The organism is Rathayibacter tanaceti, from assembly GCF_009834165.1.
Classification (GTDB): domain Bacteria; phylum Actinomycetota; class Actinomycetes; order Actinomycetales; family Microbacteriaceae; genus Rathayibacter; species Rathayibacter tanaceti.
The window spans coordinates 2,590,306-2,608,449 of sequence record NZ_CP047186.1; the positions used below are offsets into that span (position 1 = coordinate 2,590,306).

Consider the following 18,144-nt stretch of genomic DNA (forward strand, 5'->3'; position numbering starts at 1 on the left):
TCGGAGGTGGCAGGGAGAATGGTCGCATGCCGGATGTACTCGAGCGCTTCTCCCCCGCCACCCGGGCGTGGTTCGAGGGAGCGTTCCCGGCGCCCACGGCCGCGCAGGAGGGTGCGTGGTCGGCCATCTCGAGCGGCGCGCACGCCCTCGTGGTCGCGCCCACCGGCTCCGGCAAGACGCTGTCCGCGTTCCTCTGGGCGATCGACAGGCTCGTGCAGGGCCCGCCACCGGAGGATCCGCAGCACCGCACACGCGTTCTCTACGTCTCTCCGCTCAAGGCGCTCGGAGTCGACGTCGAGCGCAACCTCCGCTCGCCGCTGGTCGGCGTCACCCAGACCGCTCTGCGTCTCAGTGCCGAGGGCATCGGCACCGCACCCGCCACGGTGACGGTCGGTGTCCGCTCCGGAGACACCCCGGCGGCCGAGCGCCGAGTGCTGCAGAAGACGCCGCCGGATATCCTGATCACGACCCCCGAGTCGCTCTACCTCATGCTCACCTCGTCCGCGCGGGAGTCGCTCCGCGGGGTCGAGACGGTCATCGTCGACGAGGTGCACGCCGTCGCGTCGACCAAGCGCGGCGCACACCTCGCCGTCTCGCTCGAACGGCTCGATGCGCTGCTCGCGACGCCGGTGCAGCGCATCGGCCTGTCGGCCACCGTCCGCCCGCGAGAGGAGATCGCCCGGTTCCTCGCTGGCCGCTCGCCCGTCGCGATCGTCGCGCCCGCCTCCGAGAAGCAGTGGGAGCTCAGCGTCGTCGTCCCCGTCGAGGACATGTCCGAGCTCGGCTCCACGGCGCAGCAGGAGGGCTCGACGATGGGAGCGACCGGCCCGCAGAGCGGATCGATCTGGCCCCACGTCGAGGAGTCGATCGTCGACCGCGTGCTCGCGCACACGTCCTCCATCGTCTTCGCCAACTCACGGCGACTGGCCGAGCGGCTGACGGCACGGCTCAACGAGATCCACGCCGAGCGCCGCGAGGCGGAGCGCACCCGCGAGACCGGCGAGCCCGTCGCGGTGGGGGCGCTGCTCGGCGAGGCCGCCGCCTCGGCCCGCCGGGCACCCGCCGAGGTGATGGGCGCCGCGGGAGGCACCAGCGGTGCCGGCCAGTCCGCGCCCGACGACGAGCCGCTGCTCGCCCGCGCCCATCACGGCTCGGTGAGCAAGGAGCAGCGGGCGATCATCGAGGACGACCTCAAGTCGGGGCGCCTGCGCTGCGTCGTGGCGACCTCGAGTCTGGAGCTGGGCATCGACATGGGCGCGGTCGACCTGGTCGTGCAGGTCGAGACGCCGCCCTCCGTCGCCAGCGCCCTCCAGCGCGTCGGGCGTGCGGGCCACCAGGTCGGCGAGGTCTCCCGAGGGTCCTTCTACCCCAAGCACCGGGCCGACCTGCTGCACTCGGCGGTCACCACCGAGCGGATGCGGTCGGGGCTGATCGAGGCCGTGTCGGTGCCCGCCAACCCGCTCGACATCCTCGCCCAGCAGACGGTCGCCGCCACGGCGCTCGAGAGCCTCGACGTCGACGAATGGTTCGACACCGTCCGCCGCAGCGCCCCGTTCGTGTCGCTCCCCCGCTCCGCCTACGAGGCGACGCTCGACCTCCTCTCCGGGCGCTACCCGTCCGATCAGTTCGCCGAGCTGCGGCCGCGCGTGGTCTGGGACCGCGACGCCAACACCCTCACCGGGCGTCCGGGAGCACAGCGGCTCGCCGTCACCAGCGGCGGTACCATCCCCGATCGCGGCCTGTTCGGCGTGTTCATGGTCGGTGAGCCGGGATCGACCGGCAACCGCGTCGGTGAGCTCGACGAGGAGATGGTCTACGAGTCACGCGTGGGAGACGTCTTCGCCCTCGGCGCCACGAGCTGGCGGATCCAGGAGATCACCTACGACCGGGTGATCGTGACGCCGGCGTTCGGCGAGCCCGGACGCCTCCCGTTCTGGAAGGGAGACTCGCAGGGTCGTCCGGCCGAGCTCGGCGAAGCGATCGGTGCGTTCACCCGCGAGGTCGGCTCGGCCCCGGCCGAGACGGCGCGCGGACGCTGCACCGCCGCCGGACTCGACGAGTACGCGACGAACAACCTGCTCTCCTTCCTCGACGAGCAGCGCCTTGCCACCGGTCAGATCCCCGACGACCGCACGCTCGTCCTCGAGCGCTTCCGCGACGAGCTGGGTGACTGGCGGCTCGTGCTGCACTCGCCGTACGGCATGCAGGTGCACTCGCCGTGGGCGCTCGCGGTCGGCGCACGGGTCCGCGAGCGTCACGGGGTCGACGGAGCGGCGATGGCCGGCGACGACGGCATCGTGGTGCGCATCCCCGACACGGAGTCCGAGCCGCCCGGCGCCGAGCTCTTCCTGTTCGAGCGCGACGAGCTGGAGCAGCTGGTCACCAGCGAGGTGGGCGGGTCCGCTCTGTTCGCCGCCCGGTTCCGCGAGTGCGCGGCCAGGGCCCTCCTCCTACCGCGCTACAACCCGGGCAAGCGCTCGCCGCTGTGGCAGCAGCGCCAGCGGGCCGCCCAGCTCCTCGACGTCGCGCGCACCTACCCGACCTTCCCGATCATCCTCGAGACAGTGCGCGAATGCCTCCAGGACGTCTACGACCTGCCCGCCCTGCTGCGGCTCGCCGCCCGCCTCGAGGGGCGCGAGCTGCGGATCCTCGAGGTCGAGACGCCCACGGCCAGCCCCTTCGCTCGCTCGATGCTCTTCGGCTACGTCGCCGCGTTCATGTACGAGGGCGACAGCCCACTGGCCGAGCGCCGCGCCGCGGCCCTGTCGGTCGATGCGACCCTGCTGGGCGAGCTCCTGGGACGCGCCGAGCTTCGTGAGCTGCTCGACCCGGTCGTGCTCGGACAGATCGAGCGTGAGCTGCAGCGGGTCGAGCCGGAGCGGCGGCTGCGCGGCCTCGAGGGCGCCGCAGACCTGCTCCGCCTCCTCGGGCCGCTCACGCTCGATGAGCTCGGCGAGCGGCTGGTCGACGAGTCCGTCGCCTCCGCGGACGTCGCGACGGCCGCACCCGTCGCACGCGAGGTGCTCGAGTCACACGTCGCAGCGCTCGTCCGCGCCAAGCGCGTCCTACCGGTCGGCCTTGCGGGCGAGCAGCGCTACGCCGCCATGGAGGACGCCTCCCGGTTGCGCGACGCGCTCGGCGTGCCCCTCCCCATCGGCGTGCCGGTGGCGTTCATCGACCCGGTGCGCGATCCGCTCGGCGACCTCGTCGCCCGCTATGCGCGCAGCCACGGCCCCTTCACCGCGGCGGCCGTCGCCGAGCGGCTGGGCCTGGGAGTCGCGGTCGTCACCGACACCCTCCGCCGCCTGTCGGGCGAACGCCGGGTCTCCGAAGGCGAGTTCCGCCCTACGGGCACCGGAACCGAATGGTGCGATGCGGAGGTGCTGCGGCGCCTGCGCAGCCGCTCCCTCGCGGCGCTCCGCAAGGAGGTCGAGCCGGTCGACGGGGCAGCCTACGGCCGCTTCCTCCCCGCCTGGCAGCACGTCGGAGGCTCCCTCCGCGGCGTCGACGGCGTGGCGTCGGTCATCGACCAGCTCGCCGGCACGCCCATCCCCGCCTCGGCCTGGGAGTCGCTGATCCTGCCCGCGCGGGTGCGCGACTACTCCCCCGCGATGCTCGACGAGCTCACCGCGACCGGCGAGGTCCTCTGGGCCGGTGCCGGGACGCTCCCCGGCAACGACGGCTGGGTGAGCCTGCACCTCGCCGACACCGCCGGGCTGACCCTTCCCGTCCCCGCTGCCGAGGTGGTGCCCCTCGGCGAGCTGCAGCAGGAGATCGTCGGCGTGCTGGGCTCAGGCGGCGGCTACTTCTTCCGGCAGTTGTCAGACGCGGTCGGATCGACCGACGACTCCGGTCTGGTCGAGGCGCTCTGGGAACTCGTCTGGGCAGGCCTGGTCACCAACGACACCCTCGCTCCGCTGCGCACCCTCGTCGGGTCGACCGGAGGCGCGCACCGTCAGCCGCGCCCGCCCGCCCGCGCCCGTGCTCCCCGCGGCCGCGTGATGACGCGCACCACGATGGCCACCCGGATCGGTCCGCCGACCGCGGGCGGACGCTGGTCGATCGTCCCCCTCGCCGAGTCGGACCCGACGATCCGCGGTCACGCTCTCGGCGAGACGCTGCTCGAGCGCTACGGCATCGTCACCCGGGGCTCGGTGCAGGCCGAGGGCGTCCTGGGCGGTTTCGCCCTCGCCTACAAGGTGCTCAGCGGCTTCGAGCAGCAGGGGCGCGCCCGTCGCGGCTACTTCATCGAGAAGCTCAGCGCCGCCCAGTTCGGTACCGCGGGCAGCGTCGACCGCCTCCGCACGTTCGCGCCGCAGGACGAGGTGCAGGAGAAGCCGCGGTCGGTCCTCGCCCTCGCGGCGACCGACCCGGCGAACCCGTTCGGTGCCGCGCTCCCGTGGCCCCAGGTCGAGGGCCACCGGCCCGGACGCAAGGCCGGTGCGCTCGTCGCCGTGGTCGACGGCGCCCTCGCGGTGTACCTCGAGCGCGGCGGCAAGACCGCCCTCACCTTCACCGCCGACGAGACCGTCCTCGCGGATGCCGCGGGCGCACTCGCGCAGCTCGTGCGCTCCCGAGGAGTCGAGAAGCTGACCGTCGAGAAGATCGACGGCGCCTTCGCCCTGGGCACTCCCTTCGGCGACGCCCTCGTGGCGGCGGGCTTCGTGGCCAACCCGCGCGGTCTGAGGATGCGCTCGTGAGAGCAGGGAGGAGTCGTCGTGCCCGAGGGTGACACCGTCTATCGGTCCGCGCACAACCTCGCCGCGGCGCTCGACGGCGAGGTACTGACCCGCTGCGACGTGCGTGTGCCGACGTTCGCGACGGTCGACCTCACCGGCGAGACGATCGACGAGGTCGTGCCCCGCGGCAAGCATCTGCTGATGCGGGTCGGTGACGCTCTGATCCACTCCCACCTCAAGATGGAGGGCAGTTGGCACCTCTACGCGCGCGGCGACGGGCGGCGCCCGACGTGGCACAGGCCGGCGTTCCAGGCGCGCATCGTGCTCGAGACCGCGGACTGGCAGGCGGTCGGCTTCGAGCTCGGCCTGCTCGAGATCGTGCCGCGCTCCGCCGAGGAGGACGTGGTCGGATACCTCGGCCCCGACCTGCTCGGCGCCGACTGGGATGCCGACGAGGCCCTGCGTCGCCTCTCCGCGGATCCGGAGCGGCCGATCGGCCTGGCGCTGCTCGACCAGCGGATCATGGCCGGCCTCGGCAACGTCTACCGGGCCGAGCTCTGCTTCCTGCGCGGACTGCTGCCCACGCGACCGGTCGGCGACAGCGGCGACCTCGTGCGCACCATCGCCCTCGCCCAGCGTCTGATCACCGCCAACCGCGAGCGCATCGAGCGCACCACCACCGGCAACCTGCGACCGGGACAGCAGCTGTGGGTCTACGGCCGCGACCGCCGCCCCTGCCGCCGGTGCGGCACCCCGATCGAGCGCGGCGAACTCGGCGACGACGAGCTGCAGCTCCGGGTCACCTACTGGTGCCCGCACTGCCAGAGCTGAGCCGCTACTCCTCGACGGCGGAGCGGTGGCCGGGGACGTGCTTCTCGTGGATCGAGAATTCGGCGAGACGCTCGACGCGATCGACGTGACGGCCGGGCTCCGAGGCGTCGGAGACGATCCAGCTGCCCACGAGGAGGAAGGCATCCCGCCCGCCGGCCGTCAGCGGCCCCGTGATCGTGAACGATCCGAGAGTCGGAGTCGAGAACGCGGCCCGAACCGGGTCTCCGTGCTGCAGTCCCTCCACGGAGCGCGATCCGCCCACCTCCTCCGCCTCCGGAGCGAGTGCGATGCTCTGGATCTCGCTGCCCGTGCCGAGGAACACGTCTGCGACGACGAGCTCCCCGCCGACCGCCTGGCGGACCACTCCCTCGATGCCGTAGAGGCCGTAGCGCGGGGAACGGACGAGGACGCGGACGGAATCGCCGATCGCGATCTCGGCGAGTGCGCCGCGGATCGAGGCGACGTCTCTCCGCGCGGGAGGGGCGGACAGGGCGTCGAGGATCGGGCTGGACATCCGATCAGGGTAGCCCGTCCGGTGGAACGGACGAAGTCCCGCACCGGTCGGCCGGTCCGCGCGCGTCGTCGCGGCCTGCCGGCGCACACGTCGCATCAGCCGTCTCGACATGAGTGGGCCGTCGCCGGTCGGAAAGCAGAAGCCTCTACACCACGGGACGACCAGACTCCACGGGACGACCAGATTCCTCCGGGTGACCGGGGTATCAGCGGGTGCGGAGTCGGTGGGATTTGAACCCACGGAACCCAATAAAGGGTTCTCCACCTTAGCAGGGGGCGATGTCAAGTCGTCTAAGCAACGGCTTCGTCGAGGAGTAGCCGCTCGAAGACTTCGCGGGGGGTTCGGAAGCCGAGGGTCTGCCTGGGTCGGTCGTTGAGTTCGTCGGCGATCGCGTTGAGGTAGGGCTGGTGGTTGGTGATCTCGATGCCCTTGGGGAGGTATTCGCGGATCAGACCATTGGTGTTCTCGTTCGAGGGCCGCTCCCACGGGGACCGCGGGTGCGCGAAGTAGACGGGCAGCTCGGTGGCGAGGGTGAGCTGCGCGTGCCGGGCCATCTCGGTGCCCTGGTCCCATGTGAGGGAGCCGCGCAGATGCGCGGGCAGATCGTCGACCCGGTCGATGAGAGCGTCGGCGACGCCGTCGGAGTCTTTTCCGTCGGGTAGTCCCAGGATGATCGCGAAGCGCGAGTGCCGCTCCACCAGGGTGATCGCCGCGGTCTTGCCGTGCGCTCCGATGATCAGATCTCCCTCCCACGCGCCGGGAACACGCCGGTCCGACGCCTCCTCGGGCCGGTCATCGATGGAAACCATGCCCACAATGCGTCCGCCGGTGCGTTCCCCGAGCGGCCGGCGTCGCTTGCGGGTCGTCTGTTTCGAGCGCAACAGGATGCCTTCGCGGGCGAGTTCGCCCTTGGGGTGGGCGTAGATCCATCGGTAGATCGCCTCGTGGGACACGGTGCGGCCTGCGGCGTCGGGTGAATGCGTCATCGTGTCAACGCTCGCGTCCGCCGCCTCCAGGCGCAACCGGCCCGCGATCTGCCGCGGCGTCCGCGAACGCTTCAGATCCGCTCGAACCCGCGCCGACAGCACAGAATCGGCATCGATCAGTCGCTCCTGCGGACGGGCTCGCCGCTTGCGAGCCTTCGTCTGCGCCGAGACGGGCTGATACCCGCGGGTCTTGAGCGAGTTCCGGCTCCGCTCACGCCACACGACCGTCCGGTCGCGGTCGATCAACTCGGCGATCTCCCGATCGCTCAGCCCCTGCTTGATCCCGACCGCGATCTGAGCCCGATCCTCAAACGACAACTGCCGACGCACCACCAGCAACCCCCTCCGTTGCTACGACGCTATGACACCGCCGGGCCTTTGGAGTCGCACTGGCCGCGTAGTCGTGCGCCTTCGCGCACCGGATGCACGCCAGTTCTCGACGTGTTCGGCGGTGCGACTCCCCTGGTTCGACCGACTGGGATGTCGGATTCGGGACTTGCGGATGCCTTCGCAGAAGCGATGCGGCGTTCGAATTGTGCTCGCCCCTATGAGGCTCGGCCTGGCGTGTTCGTTCGCTGTCAGTCGCGGCGTTCGGCAGCGTGCCCGTCGTGCGCGGCACAGTATCGCGGCGATCGGCAGCGGCTCGCGCGCTCGGGCATGTACGACGCTGACGGCCAGCCCGTGAAGGGCTTCCGCTACTACTTCATCACGCTCAGCGCCCCAAGTTTCGGCGCCGTTCACCGAGTCCCGAAGCCGTGAGAGAAAGCACGGCGACGATGTGCATGTGGCACCAGACACGCACCCACCGACGTCGATTTACGCGGCCTCCCGGTCGATCTGGACGGATACGACTATGGCAGTCAAGTGGCGTGGCACGGCGTGGTGTCGAGGCTGTGGGATGCGATGCGGCGGCGCGCTCCGTCGATGGAGTATTTCGTGGTGCGAGAAGTTCAAGCGCGGATAGCGCTGCATCTGCACGCGGTAGTGCGGGTGCCGGATCACGTGCCGGTGTCGGCTGCGGCGACGGGGGCAGCTGCTCGCGCTGCTACGGCTGCGCATCCAGTGACGGGTGAAGTGGCCTCGTGGGAGCAAAAGGACGTACGGGATCGCGAGATTCAGCCTCGACGCTCTCGGGAGGAAGACATTTCGCCGGACATGTCCACGGCTGCGGCGCGCGTAATCGGATACGTCTCGAAAGCCCTGAACTACAGCTTGAAGGACATCGTTCCGGGTCAGGATACCGCCGACAGCGACCCGTCATTGGAACGATTCGAGTTCGTGGGTCGGCTACGGCAAGCTGCACGGTTCCAGGTCCGGTGCAAGGACTGCCCGCCATCGGGTGCAACGGATTGCTCGAAGCGTGCTCATCGTTCGCTGGGGTATGGCGGGCATACCGTGACGATGAGCCGCCCAACGAAACAGCGTCCGGGTCGGTCATTCGCTCACCTGACCCGCAAGAGGATACGGGAGGAGCGGATGGTGTGGGCAGCTGCGAATTCGACGCAGGATGACAGCGGCGGGATCGGACACGATGAGGTCTGGTGGGCAAGTTATGCCGCTGATCTGAGGGCGCGTCGTGCTCGGGAGGCTTGGGAATCTCGACAGCACGCCCGCGCGCCGTAACGGCAACTGCTCAGGCCAGCCTCACTGGTGACGGTGGGGCTATTCGGCGTGTTCGAATTCGAGGGCAAAGGCGTTTACGCCTGCGGCAGCTGCGATATGGACGCGAGTAGTTCGAGATTGCCGACATGAGAGGGTCGGATTCCGGCGAGGGCTGGGGGCGGGCGGCGTGGACCGGCGTAGCCGCACGCCGCGACGCCCCCCCCAGCCCTCGGACCCCGCGAAGCGGGGTCCTTCTTGTTCATGGATGGGAACTTTCCGTGCCGATGGCGGTCGTGTCGATGATGTCGGAGACGGACGATAGGCTTGGCGGAGACGAGAGGAAAACCGCCGTGACGACAGTCGTGCGACGCATCAAGGACGTAACTCAGCCTCGCGGCGGGTACATCAATCCGAAGTCGATGGCGATGATCCAGCTGGATGACGGCAGGCCGTCGCCTCTCGATCACAAGGTGGAGAATATTCACGCTTCGCTGGTGGGCATGGCCGTGGACTACCTCACGCGTCTTGCGACTGGCGCTGATCCCCAGGAGGCGTTTGCCATATCGATCAGGGGCGCGGCATCCATCGGGCGTGCTGAACTTGCGACCGCTGAGGCAGAGGTCGCAAGTCTCGTCGCGGGCAAGGTTGATAGCTACGCGATCTTGTCAGCCTGCAAGCTCGCGGGTTACGACGTGGGCTATCGAGTCGGACCGACGATGTACAACCCGGACGCGCGCACGAAACCCGACAGAATCACGACCGACCACATTGCGGCGATGGTCGAGCGCTCCCTAGCCTTCTTTCGGAGCTACGGGCCTGTCACTCTCGGCGGGTTCACCTTCCCTGGTGGCTACAGCGATGTAGTAACGGCAGGCGATGGCGATTTCCTCACGACTGACACGCTGTGGGATTTCAAGGTATCGGTGAGCGGCCCCACGAAAGATCACACTCTCCAAGTGCTCATGTACTTGCTCATGGGTCTGCGCTCTGGCCAGCCGGAGTTCGAGAGCGTCACGCATTTGGGCGTTTTCAATCCACGCCTGAATACCGTGTATCGCATTGCCCTTGCGGACGTGCCCGCCGATGTCGTCGCGACAGTCAGCCGCGACGTTATCGGTTACTGAGTCGCCACCCCCAGGTAGGCGGGCCGTTCGTCGTCATTGGACGTCAAGACGGCTCGGTGCCCCCGGGACCGAAGTATTTGCTGTTGAGCTTCCACTTGCTCAGCGTGCTGAGGCTGACGCCCAAGGGCGGTCCGACCTGGCGGAGCGTGAAGCCTTCATGAAGGGCAAGCTCAGCGAGAGCGCGCTCAATGTGAAGTAGCTCGTTCCGCGCTTCTTTCGGATGAACGAGGGCGCTCTTTATGCGCATCTCTTCATCCACTCGCTGAAGCTCTGCGGAGGAATCGGGCTGGAGAGAGCTTTGCGAGGTGCGCGAGTAGACGAGACGGCTCATCGTTCGTCTTCGTTCGTCCTTGCGTGTTGCTGACTGTCAGGGGGCCCGATCTCACTGATACTGAGATCGGACCCCCTCGAGGTCGTATGCGCTGCGCGAGCTCAGCCCGCTCTGCGCGCGTTCGTCTGACCGGATCGCTCCGTGACAGACGTAGCAGGGTGCCTCGCCGCAGTCGATTTCGAGACGAATCTGCCGGTGGATGACGAGCGGGTGACCGTTTTGCGCCTGTTCAGGCGCTTCGTCATCTTCTCCTGGATCGAGCGAGCGTGCTCGAGCGCCTGTTCGGTGTCTTTGCTCATCTGTCCTCCGATCGGAAGCGACCTCGTCGCTGCCGTTCTCACGGTTCCTCGCGTTGGTTCCGAGCGATGACCGCCTGCGCGACGGCCAACGCTATGCGCTCATCATCCTCCGTCAACCACGGCATGTCACTGAGAGCGTCCATCATCGCCAACCCCATCTCCCGTTCCGCGGGTGTGTCGCTGAGTGCCTTCTCGATCGTCCAGGACCAGCGCGTCCAGCTCTGTTCGCGCGCGGTGAAGTTCTTGGTCACTCGCCGAGTGGAGATCCCATCGACCACGGTCACGACAATCGCGGCAAGTCCTACGACGCCCGCGATGAGAGCGGCGATGAAGGTCGCGACGGCGCCGTCCTCCCACCCGCTCATGCGGTCGCACCGGTCTGTCGGCACGCCGGGTCTAGTGGAAGGGCGGGGGCAATTAACGTCGACGCGTTCATCGCGGCGTTCGGCGCCGCTCCGGCCGCCTTCGGTTCCGCACCTGTCATGCCACAACGATAGGGCGAGTGCGAAGCGCCGCATCGTCGGGGTCACCCACCTCGCTCCCGCTGTGCCACGCGAGCACCCGTTCGCAGGTCCCTTAGTCCAGGCCGTGCTCCTTTGTGATCTCGTCGGCTTCTGCGGTGTAACCCCGTGCGCGCAACTCCTTCACGAAGACGTCGATCGGAGGCATACACGACATGTATGGCTCGTCGCAGCGGCCGGTGTAGAGACCTCCGCCAGGTGAGCTGTCCAGGCCTCCCTTGTTGAACGGGTCAAGTCCACCTCCGTTGAACCGATCCAGCCCGCCGCCGTTGAACCGATCCAGCCCACCTCCGTTGAAGTGGTCGGCTCCTCCGCCATCGAACGGGTAGAGGCCTCTACCCTCTACGGTGCTCAGCCCACCGCCAACGCCGCTGTACCTGTCGCGCGGCCAATTCCTCTTCATCACAGATCCTCCCGCTACGCCAGTTCCGACACCTTGCCAGGTGCCACCGACAACGGGCCAGGTTCCGTGGCTGCGGTTCCAAACGGGGCAGGGTCGGAGGAGAACGCCGCCGACGCGCACGCCCGCAGCCGAACCGCGGAGGATGCGGCGCGGCTCGTTGGTTGGAGTACAGCGACGCTCTACCGCCAACAGTCCGCCGCCGCCCAGCGCGCGGCGGTCGAGTACGCGAACGACCGGAGCTAGTTCTCTCGGCCAGGCGGCGTGCGCCTGAGTTGACTGGAACCCATAGAAGGGTCACCTGAGAACGCGTCGAAACACGATTCGCAGGAGGGAGGAAGGTCGATGGAACCTTGTAAAACGGGTTCTGACCAGGGGAAAACTGGCGGAGTCGGTGGGATTTGAACCCACGGAACCCAATAAAGGGTTCTCCACCTTAGCAGGGTGGTGCACTCGACCGGACTATGCGACGACTCCTGAGCGCCCGCGGGCGGACGCACGACGACCATCATAACCGCACGCAGGAGGCGGCTGCGACACGCGCGCACGGCGCCACTGCCGGGGGTGGCAGTCGTCGCGCCGCCCGCTACTGGTCCGAGAGCGAGCGGCCGACGCTGCAGGTCTCCTGCTGCGCCGTCTGACCGGAGACGTCGCTCGGGAGCGTCACCGGGCCGTCGGGACTGGCGGGGGTGGCGGGATCGGTGGTCGCGGGTGCCGCGGTGGGCGCCGGATCCGTCGGCGCGGGGGTCGACCCCGGCGCCTGCGAGCCCCCGCCTGTGGTCCCGCTCAGCGCGATCGGCTGGTCGGCCAGGAGCGCGGCGTTCAGCGAGGCCGCCGCCTCCGCACTCGGGTAGACGCCGTTACCGTCGATGACGGTCGGGTACTGCACGAAGACCACGTTCGCGAGGTCGACGTCCTTCACCGCGAGTCCGATCGAGACGAGCGTGTTGACGTTCTCGAGCGAGGTCGAGAGCTGCATGTTCGAGACGGCCGCCCTGGCGAGTCCGTAGAGGTTCACGGGGTTCGAGAGAGTGGAGGCGCTCTTCACCTTCCGCACGAGTGACGAGAGGTAGACCTGCTGGCTCGAGATGCGGGTCAGGTCGCTGCCGTCGCCGACGCCGTGCCGCGTGCGCAGGAACGCCAGCGCCTCGGCTCCGACGAGAGTGTGAGTGCCGGCGTCGAGGTTGAGGCCGGTGTACTCGTCCTCGATCGGCGAGGCGACGCAGACGTCGACTCCGCCGACCGCGTTCGACATCTCGATGACCCCCTCGAACTGGATCAGAGCGGCATAGGGGATGTCGAGTCCGGTGAGCTGCTCGACCGTCTGCACCGTGCAGGCCAGCCCGCCGGCCTCGAGCGAGGTGTTGATCTTGGCCGAGTCCACCGCCGGCGAGACGGCTCCGGTGGCCGGATCGGTGCACGACGGGATCGGCACGTAGAGGTCGCGCGGGAAGCTGACCACCTCGACGGTCGAGTGATCGGCCGAGATGTGCATCAGCATCGTGACGTCGTTGAGGTTCTCGGAGCGGTCTCCGTACGCACCCGCGGCCGATCCGTCGGCGCTGTCGCTGCCCGCGAGCAGGATGTTCACGCCCCCCTCGATCGCGCCGATCTCGGGCGCGGTGTCACCGGTGTCGATGCCGAGATCGACGGAGGCGCGCGCGCTGCCCGCGATCATCGAGACCGCGATGGCGATGATGCAGACGGTGCTGAGGACCCCGACGCCCACGCAGGCCGCGACGATCCGGGCGACGAAGCGCACTCCGCTCTGGCGTCGCAGCCGGCCGTGCCGGGCAGCGGTGGTCCTCGTGGACGCGCGATCGCTCATCGGGTCGTACTCTCTCTCGGCTTCGGAGCGCGTGTCGCTCCGGAGTCAGCGCACGAGGGGGAGAGCACCAGCTGTACCGCCCGCCCTCGGCTCAGCCGAAGAATCCGACCGAGCAGGTCTGCTGGTCGGCGCTCTGGCCGGTGACCGATTCTGGCAGCGCAACCTTGGATTCGCCCGCAGGAGTCGTCGCGGGCGTGCCCGGTGTCGCCTCCGCCGTCGCGAGTGGGTCGGCGGTCGCAGGCCCGGCCGGCGCAGCAGGAGCGGCTGGCGCCGCCTCCTGGCCCTCGACGGTGGCTCCCGCGCCAGTGCCTCCGGTCAGGGCGATCGGCTGATCGGTCTGCAGCGCCGTCGCGAGCACGTCGCCCGCGGCGCGGTTCGGCTCGACTCCACTCGGGGTGGCGCCGGTCGGATACTGCGCGAACACCACGTTCGCGAGATCGACGTCCTGGAGGGCGAGGCCCATCTGCACCATCGTGTTGACGTTGTTGAGCTCGGTCGAGAGCGTCATGTTGCCCAGCGCAGCCTTCGCGAGACCGTAGAGCGCGACGGGGTTGAGCAGCGTCTCGGCGCTCTTCACCTGGCGGACGAGGGCCGAGAGGAAGACCTGCTGATTGCTGATGCGGGTGAGGTCGCTGCCGTCGCCGATGCCGTGGCGGCTGCGGAGGAATTGCAGCGCCGCCATCCCCTCGAGCGAGTGGACGCCCGGCTCGAGATGGGTGTTCGTCCACGGGTCGTCGATCGGAGTCGCGACGCAGACGTCGACTCCGCCGATTGCGTTCGACATCTCGATGACGCCGTTGAACTGCACGACCGCGCCGTAGTCGACCCTGATCCCGAGGAGGTCCTCGACCACACCAGCGACGCAGCCGAGGCTGACGTCCTTGCCCATGGCCTCGTTGATCTTGGTGTCGGACCGGGCCGGGATGGTCTCGCCCGTCGCCGCGTTCACGCAGGTCGGGATGTCGACGTACATGTCTCGCGGGAAGCTGACCATGGTCGCGTTGCTGTGGTCGGCAGAGACGTGCAGGAGCATGTTGACGTCGTTGAGGACGCTGGTCTCCGCGTCGGGGTCGCCGTACGCGTCTCCCTGTCCCTTGCGGGAGTCGCTCCCGACGACGAGGACGTTGAAGCCGCCCTCGAGCGCCCCGATCTGGGGGGCACCGCCGGCCGAGACGCCCGAGCCCGCCGCGACCGGATGCAGGTCGACCGACGGCTGGGCGGACTGCACGAGCAGCGTCGCGGCGATCGCGACGACCGATACGGAGGCGACGACGCCGACTCCGCCGACGGCCGCGGCCGCCTTCACCAGCGTCCGGGCCAGCGTGTGCCGCTTCTGGCGCCCGTGCCGCACGAACGGGCGCGGCGCGCGCACGGTCTCGTGCATGGTTCGCTGTGTCGAAGGGCGCGTGCGGCGCATCCGTCTCCCGGTGTCGAGGCGTCAGTGGTGCGGAGATGTGGACCCGGGATCATCCGGGCATCGCGCAATCCTATACAGACGGGTGGCGCGACCCGAAAGGATCCTGGCGGTCCGCGGACGGCGCTGTGCCGGCGACGGGCGCTCCCGGCTCCCTCCGCTCCGCCCGTCGGCGCTCGGAGAGCACCTCAGGAGGTGTCGGCCGGTCAGGAGGCGCCGGCCTGCCGAGCGGCGCGCACTGCTTGGAGCGTCTCGAGCCGGGAGCGGCGAGGCGGGCGGGACCTCAGACGTTCCGCGACCGCCCTGACACGCGGCTCGCCGCTCTGCGTGGCGTCGGCGATCACGAGTTGCGCCTCGTGACTCGAGAACTCACCGACCGCCATCAGCGCCGACACGGCGACCTCGACGTCCGGGCCCTCGGCGGCCGACCGGAGCGCTGCGAGGGCCGGCTCAGCGTGCGGACTCCCGATGTGGCCGACCACCTCCGCCGCATGCCGCCGGGCGGCGGGGTCCGCGTGGGCCAGCGCGTCGATCAGTCCCGGAACGGCGGCTGCTCGGAAGGAGGCGACGACGTCGGTCAGCGCGTTCTGCGCCTCCGCATCACCGGTCCCGAGCTGTCGGAGGAGGACGGGGACGGCCCGAGGGTCGCCGAGCCTCGAGAGGGCCCAGCGGGCCTTCGCGGCGACCTCCGGGGCGCCGTCGTCGATCAACGGCAAGATGTCGTCCATCGTCGCCGGGTCGGCGATCTTGCTCAGCACATGCATCGCCTGCGTGCGCACGGCCGGCCGGCGATCGGCTGCGAGCGCCTCACGGACGAGCGGAACGGCCTCGCGTCCGACCCGGGACGCGGCCCACGTGAGCGTGTCGCGGACGAAGAAGTCGGGTTCCTCCCACAGCTGAGCGAGCACCGCGCCCACCGCGGCACGGTCGGCGCGCTCACCGAGCGCGAGCGCCGATGCTTGGCGCACGTCGCGATCACGATCGGCCAGCCCGGCGAGGAGGCGTGCCACCTGGTCACCGGAGTGGCGGCCAGGCTGGGTGGAGTCGGAGGAGGGCCGGATAGTCGACATGGGCGGACGTTAGCAAGGTCGTCGGCAACGCGGGCGGCGGATCTCCCGTGAGGATGCGGACAGGTCGGTCCACGCGGGAAACGCGACTCCCGGGACGGTGACGTCCTGCGTGGCGGAGGGCGTGGGATTCGAACCCACGAGACATCTCTGCCCACCAGTTTTCAAGACTGGCTCCATCGGCCGCTCGGACAGCCCTCCTGGCCGCTCCCGCAGGAGCGACACCCGATAGTAACCGGCGGGCGCCGGGCCCGGGCGAGCCGGAGGAGGACGGCGTGCGCCGAACTCCGTCACAACGAAGGCCGGGAGCTCCGATCGGCGGCTGCAACGGCTCTGGGCGCCTCTCAGCCTTCGTTGCGCAGGACCCCGCCCTCAGCGCAGCGCTGAGAGCGCCACCGCCACGCCGTCCTGGTGCACGGTGGGGATCACGGCGGAGGCCACCGCGCGCACCTCGTCGGGCGCCTGGCCCATCGCCAGGCCAGCGCCCTCCTCGGCGGCCCAGGTGAGCATCTCGATGTCGTTGCGGCCGTCGCCCAGCGCGACCACGTCGCTCCGCTCGATGCCCAGCTCCTGGCGCACGATCTCGAGGGCGGTCGACTTGTTGACGCCGTGCGGGGCGATGTCGAGCCACGCGGTCCAGCCGATCGCGTAGCTGACCTGGTGCAGGCCCATCTCCTCGACCAGGGTGGTGAACTCGTCGATGCCGGTCTCGGGCGAGATCACGACGACGCGCGTGCAGAGGCGGCCGAGCAGCTCCTCGAAGGGGACGTGCGTCGTCGCGGCGCCCATCACGGCTCCGCCGGGGAACGCCTCGGTGTAGAAGAACGCGCCGTCAGCGTCCTCGACCGCGTAGTGCGCGGCGGGGAGGGAGCGGCGGATGGTCTCGAGGACGTCGGTCGGGTCGAAGGTCTCGACGATCTCGGTGCGGTAGCCGCCCTCGGGATCGCGGCGCAGGGTGACCGCTCCGTTGCAGCAGACGACGTACTCGGGCGCGATGCCCAGACGCGCCACGACCGGGAGGGTGGAGGAGGGCGAGCGGCCGGTCGCCAGCATGACCTCGTCGCCCCGGGCGGCGAGACGCGTGATGGCCTCGGTCACCGCGTCGGTGATCGTGCCGTCCTCGTGCATGACGGTGCCGTCGATGTCGAGGGCGACGAGGCGGCGTCCGGAGGCGCGGACCGCGCTCATGCGACCGGCTCGAGGACCTCGAGGCCGCCGAGGTGGGGCCGCAGAGCCTCGGGCACGAGCACCGAGCCGTCGGCGCGCTGATGGGTCTCGAGCAGGGCCACGATCCAGCGCGTCGTCGCGAGGGTGCCGTTGAGGGTGGCGACCGGAGCCGTCCTCCCCGACTCGGTGCGGTAGCGGGTGTCGAGGCGGCGGGCCTGGAACGTGGTGCAGTTGGAGGTCGAGGTCAGCTCGCGGTAGGTCTCCTGGGTGGGCACCCATGCTTCGACGTCGAACTTGCGCGCCGCGCTCTGGCCGAGGTCGCCGGCCGCCGTGTCGATCACGCGGTAGTGCAGGCCGAGACTCTGCAGGATGTCCTCCTGGTAGGACAGCAGGCGCGCGTGCTCCGCCTCCGCGTCCTCGGGGAGGGTGTAGACGAACATCTCGAGCTTGCTGAACTGGTGCACGCGGATGATGCCGCGGGTGTCGCGGCCCCCCGAGCCGGCCTCGCGGCGGTAGCAGGTGCTCCAGCCGGCGTAGCGCTTCGCGCCCGCGGTGAGGTCGAGGATCTCGTCGGCGTGGTACCCGGCGAGGGCGACCTCGCTGGTGCCGGTGAGGTAGAGGTCGTCGTCGCGCAGGCGGTACACCTCGTCGTCGTGTTCGCCGAGGAAACCGGTGCCGTCCATGATCTCGGGGCGCACGAGGGTCGGCGTGATCAGCGGGGTGAAGCCCGCGGCGAGCGCCTTCTCGAGGCCCAGGTTCATCAGGGCGATCTCGAGACGGGCGACGAGGCCCTTGAGGAAGTAGAAGCGCGCGCCGCTGACCTTCGCGCCGCGCTGCATGTCGATGCCGTCCAGCAGCTCGCCGAGCTCGAGGTGGTCGCGCGGGGCGAAGTCGAAGGCCGGACGCTCGCCGACGGTCCTCACGAGCTCGAACGACTCCTCGCCGCCCGCGGGGACGCCCTCGATGATCGGGTTGGCGATCCGCTTGACCAGCGCGGTGAAGGCACCGTCGGCCTCGGACGCCTCCTGCTGGGCCTGCTTGGCGGCAGCGGCGAGGCGCTGCGCCTCGGCGACGAGGGCCGCCTTCTCGTCCTTCGGCGCCTTCGCGACGGTCTTGCCGAAGGCGTTCTGCTCGGCGCGCAGGCGCTCCGCCTCGGTGATCGCCGCGCGGCGCACGCGATCGGCCTCGAGCGCCTCGTCGACCAGCTCGACGGAATCGCCGCGCGCCTCCTGCGAGCGCTTCAGGACATCCGGGTTCTCGCGCAGAAGGACGGCATCAATCACCCCAGCAGTGTAGAGGAGGCGCGCGAGCGGCCGGCGATCTGGGCTACGGTGGTCCCCGCGAAGGGGAGTAGTTCCCACCGTCCGCCGAGCGGGCGACG

Annotated in this window: 13 protein-coding genes, 2 tRNA genes and 2 pseudogenes; 5 read left to right on the forward strand and 12 right to left on the reverse strand. The window is 69.7% G+C overall.

Annotated features, from left to right (window positions below; genetic code table 11):
• Nucleotides 1-26: 26 nt before the first annotated feature.
• Together GSU10_RS12215 and GSU10_RS12220 are read left to right on the forward strand one after the other, a co-directional pair.
• Nucleotides 27-4,700 (forward strand): ATP-dependent helicase, encoded by a 4,674-nt coding sequence (locus GSU10_RS12215; protein ID WP_132504955.1) that lies wholly within the window; start codon nucleotides 27-29, stop codon nucleotides 4,698-4,700.
• A gap of 18 nt (nucleotides 4,701-4,718) precedes the next feature.
• Nucleotides 4,719-5,510 (forward strand): DNA-formamidopyrimidine glycosylase family protein, encoded by a 792-nt coding sequence (locus GSU10_RS12220; protein ID WP_068213034.1) that lies wholly within the window; start codon nucleotides 4,719-4,721, stop codon nucleotides 5,508-5,510.
• Between the two features lie 4 nt (nucleotides 5,511-5,514).
• Here GSU10_RS12220 and GSU10_RS12225 read toward each other — a convergent pair whose 3' ends face one another.
• Together GSU10_RS12225 and GSU10_RS12230 are read right to left on the reverse strand one after the other, a co-directional pair.
• Nucleotides 5,515-6,024, reverse strand: a complete 510-nt coding sequence (locus tag GSU10_RS12225; protein WP_132504957.1) for a hypothetical protein — start codon at nucleotides 6,022-6,024, stop codon at nucleotides 5,515-5,517.
• A gap of 290 nt (nucleotides 6,025-6,314) precedes the next feature.
• Complete coding sequence (locus GSU10_RS12230; protein WP_159316544.1) at nucleotides 6,315-7,343, reverse strand: IS30 family transposase; 1,029 nt, start codon at nucleotides 7,341-7,343, stop codon at nucleotides 6,315-6,317.
• A gap of 186 nt (nucleotides 7,344-7,529) precedes the next feature.
• Between GSU10_RS12230 and GSU10_RS15755 the strand changes: the two are divergent.
• Together GSU10_RS15755 and GSU10_RS12235 are read left to right on the forward strand one after the other, a co-directional pair.
• Nucleotides 7,530-8,633 (forward strand): annotated as a pseudogene (locus GSU10_RS15755) (replication initiator).
• Nucleotides 8,634-8,962: 329 nt separating this feature from the next.
• Nucleotides 8,963-9,736 carry a hypothetical protein gene (locus GSU10_RS12235; protein WP_068213181.1) on the forward strand — a complete coding sequence of 258 codons (774 nt, stop codon included), beginning with the start codon at nucleotides 8,963-8,965 and terminating at the stop codon, nucleotides 9,734-9,736.
• A 43-nt stretch (nucleotides 9,737-9,779) separates the two neighbouring features.
• Here the strand turns inward: GSU10_RS12235 and GSU10_RS12240 are convergent, their stop codons facing one another.
• The 3 genes from GSU10_RS12240 to GSU10_RS12250 form a co-directional block, all read right to left on the reverse strand.
• The gene (locus tag GSU10_RS12240) at nucleotides 9,780-10,067 is read right to left on the reverse strand and encodes a hypothetical protein (protein ID WP_132505488.1); all 288 of its coding nucleotides are present in this window, start codon (nucleotides 10,065-10,067) and stop codon (nucleotides 9,780-9,782) included.
• A 337-nt stretch (nucleotides 10,068-10,404) separates the two neighbouring features.
• Complete coding sequence (locus tag GSU10_RS12245; protein WP_199220886.1) at nucleotides 10,405-10,617, reverse strand: hypothetical protein; 213 nt, start codon at nucleotides 10,615-10,617, stop codon at nucleotides 10,405-10,407.
• 325 nt (nucleotides 10,618-10,942) lie between these two features.
• On the reverse strand, nucleotides 10,943-11,290 hold the full coding sequence (locus GSU10_RS12250) for a hypothetical protein (protein WP_082845285.1): 348 nt from the start codon (nucleotides 11,288-11,290) through the stop codon (nucleotides 10,943-10,945).
• Between the two features lie 105 nt (nucleotides 11,291-11,395).
• Here GSU10_RS12250 and GSU10_RS15525 point away from each other — a divergent pair.
• Nucleotides 11,396-11,533: pseudogene (locus tag GSU10_RS15525) on the forward strand (recombinase family protein); the annotation flags it as partial.
• Between the two features lie 137 nt (nucleotides 11,534-11,670).
• Here the strand turns inward: GSU10_RS15525 and GSU10_RS12255 are convergent.
• The 7 genes from GSU10_RS12255 to serS all read right to left on the reverse strand — a co-directional run bounded on the left by GSU10_RS12255 (nucleotide 11,671) and on the right by serS (nucleotide 18,046).
• A tRNA-Ser gene (locus tag GSU10_RS12255) sits at nucleotides 11,671-11,764 on the reverse strand.
• A 109-nt stretch (nucleotides 11,765-11,873) separates the two neighbouring features.
• The gene (locus GSU10_RS12260; protein ID WP_132505494.1) at nucleotides 11,874-13,115 is read right to left on the reverse strand and encodes an LCP family protein; all 1,242 of its coding nucleotides are present in this window, start codon (nucleotides 13,113-13,115) and stop codon (nucleotides 11,874-11,876) included.
• A gap of 91 nt (nucleotides 13,116-13,206) precedes the next feature.
• Nucleotides 13,207-14,499, reverse strand: a complete 1,293-nt coding sequence (locus tag GSU10_RS12265; protein WP_068211104.1) for an LCP family protein — start codon at nucleotides 14,497-14,499, stop codon at nucleotides 13,207-13,209.
• A gap of 236 nt (nucleotides 14,500-14,735) precedes the next feature.
• Nucleotides 14,736-15,599: a HEAT repeat domain-containing protein gene (locus GSU10_RS12270; RefSeq protein ID WP_082845141.1), complete on the reverse strand. Its 864-nt coding sequence runs from the start codon at nucleotides 15,597-15,599 to the stop codon at nucleotides 14,736-14,738.
• Between the two features lie 110 nt (nucleotides 15,600-15,709).
• Nucleotides 15,710-15,797 (reverse strand) — tRNA-Ser (locus GSU10_RS12275).
• Nucleotides 15,798-15,968: 171 nt separating this feature from the next.
• Nucleotides 15,969-16,784 (reverse strand): HAD family hydrolase, encoded by an 816-nt coding sequence (locus tag GSU10_RS12280; protein WP_068211101.1) that lies wholly within the window; start codon nucleotides 16,782-16,784, stop codon nucleotides 15,969-15,971.
• A complete protein-coding gene (gene serS, locus GSU10_RS12285) occupies nucleotides 16,781-18,046 on the reverse strand; it encodes a serine--tRNA ligase (protein WP_068211098.1) in 1,266 nt (421 codons plus the stop codon). The genes GSU10_RS12280 and serS overlap by 4 nt, the downstream gene beginning before the upstream one ends.
• Nucleotides 18,047-18,144 lie beyond the last annotated feature (98 nt).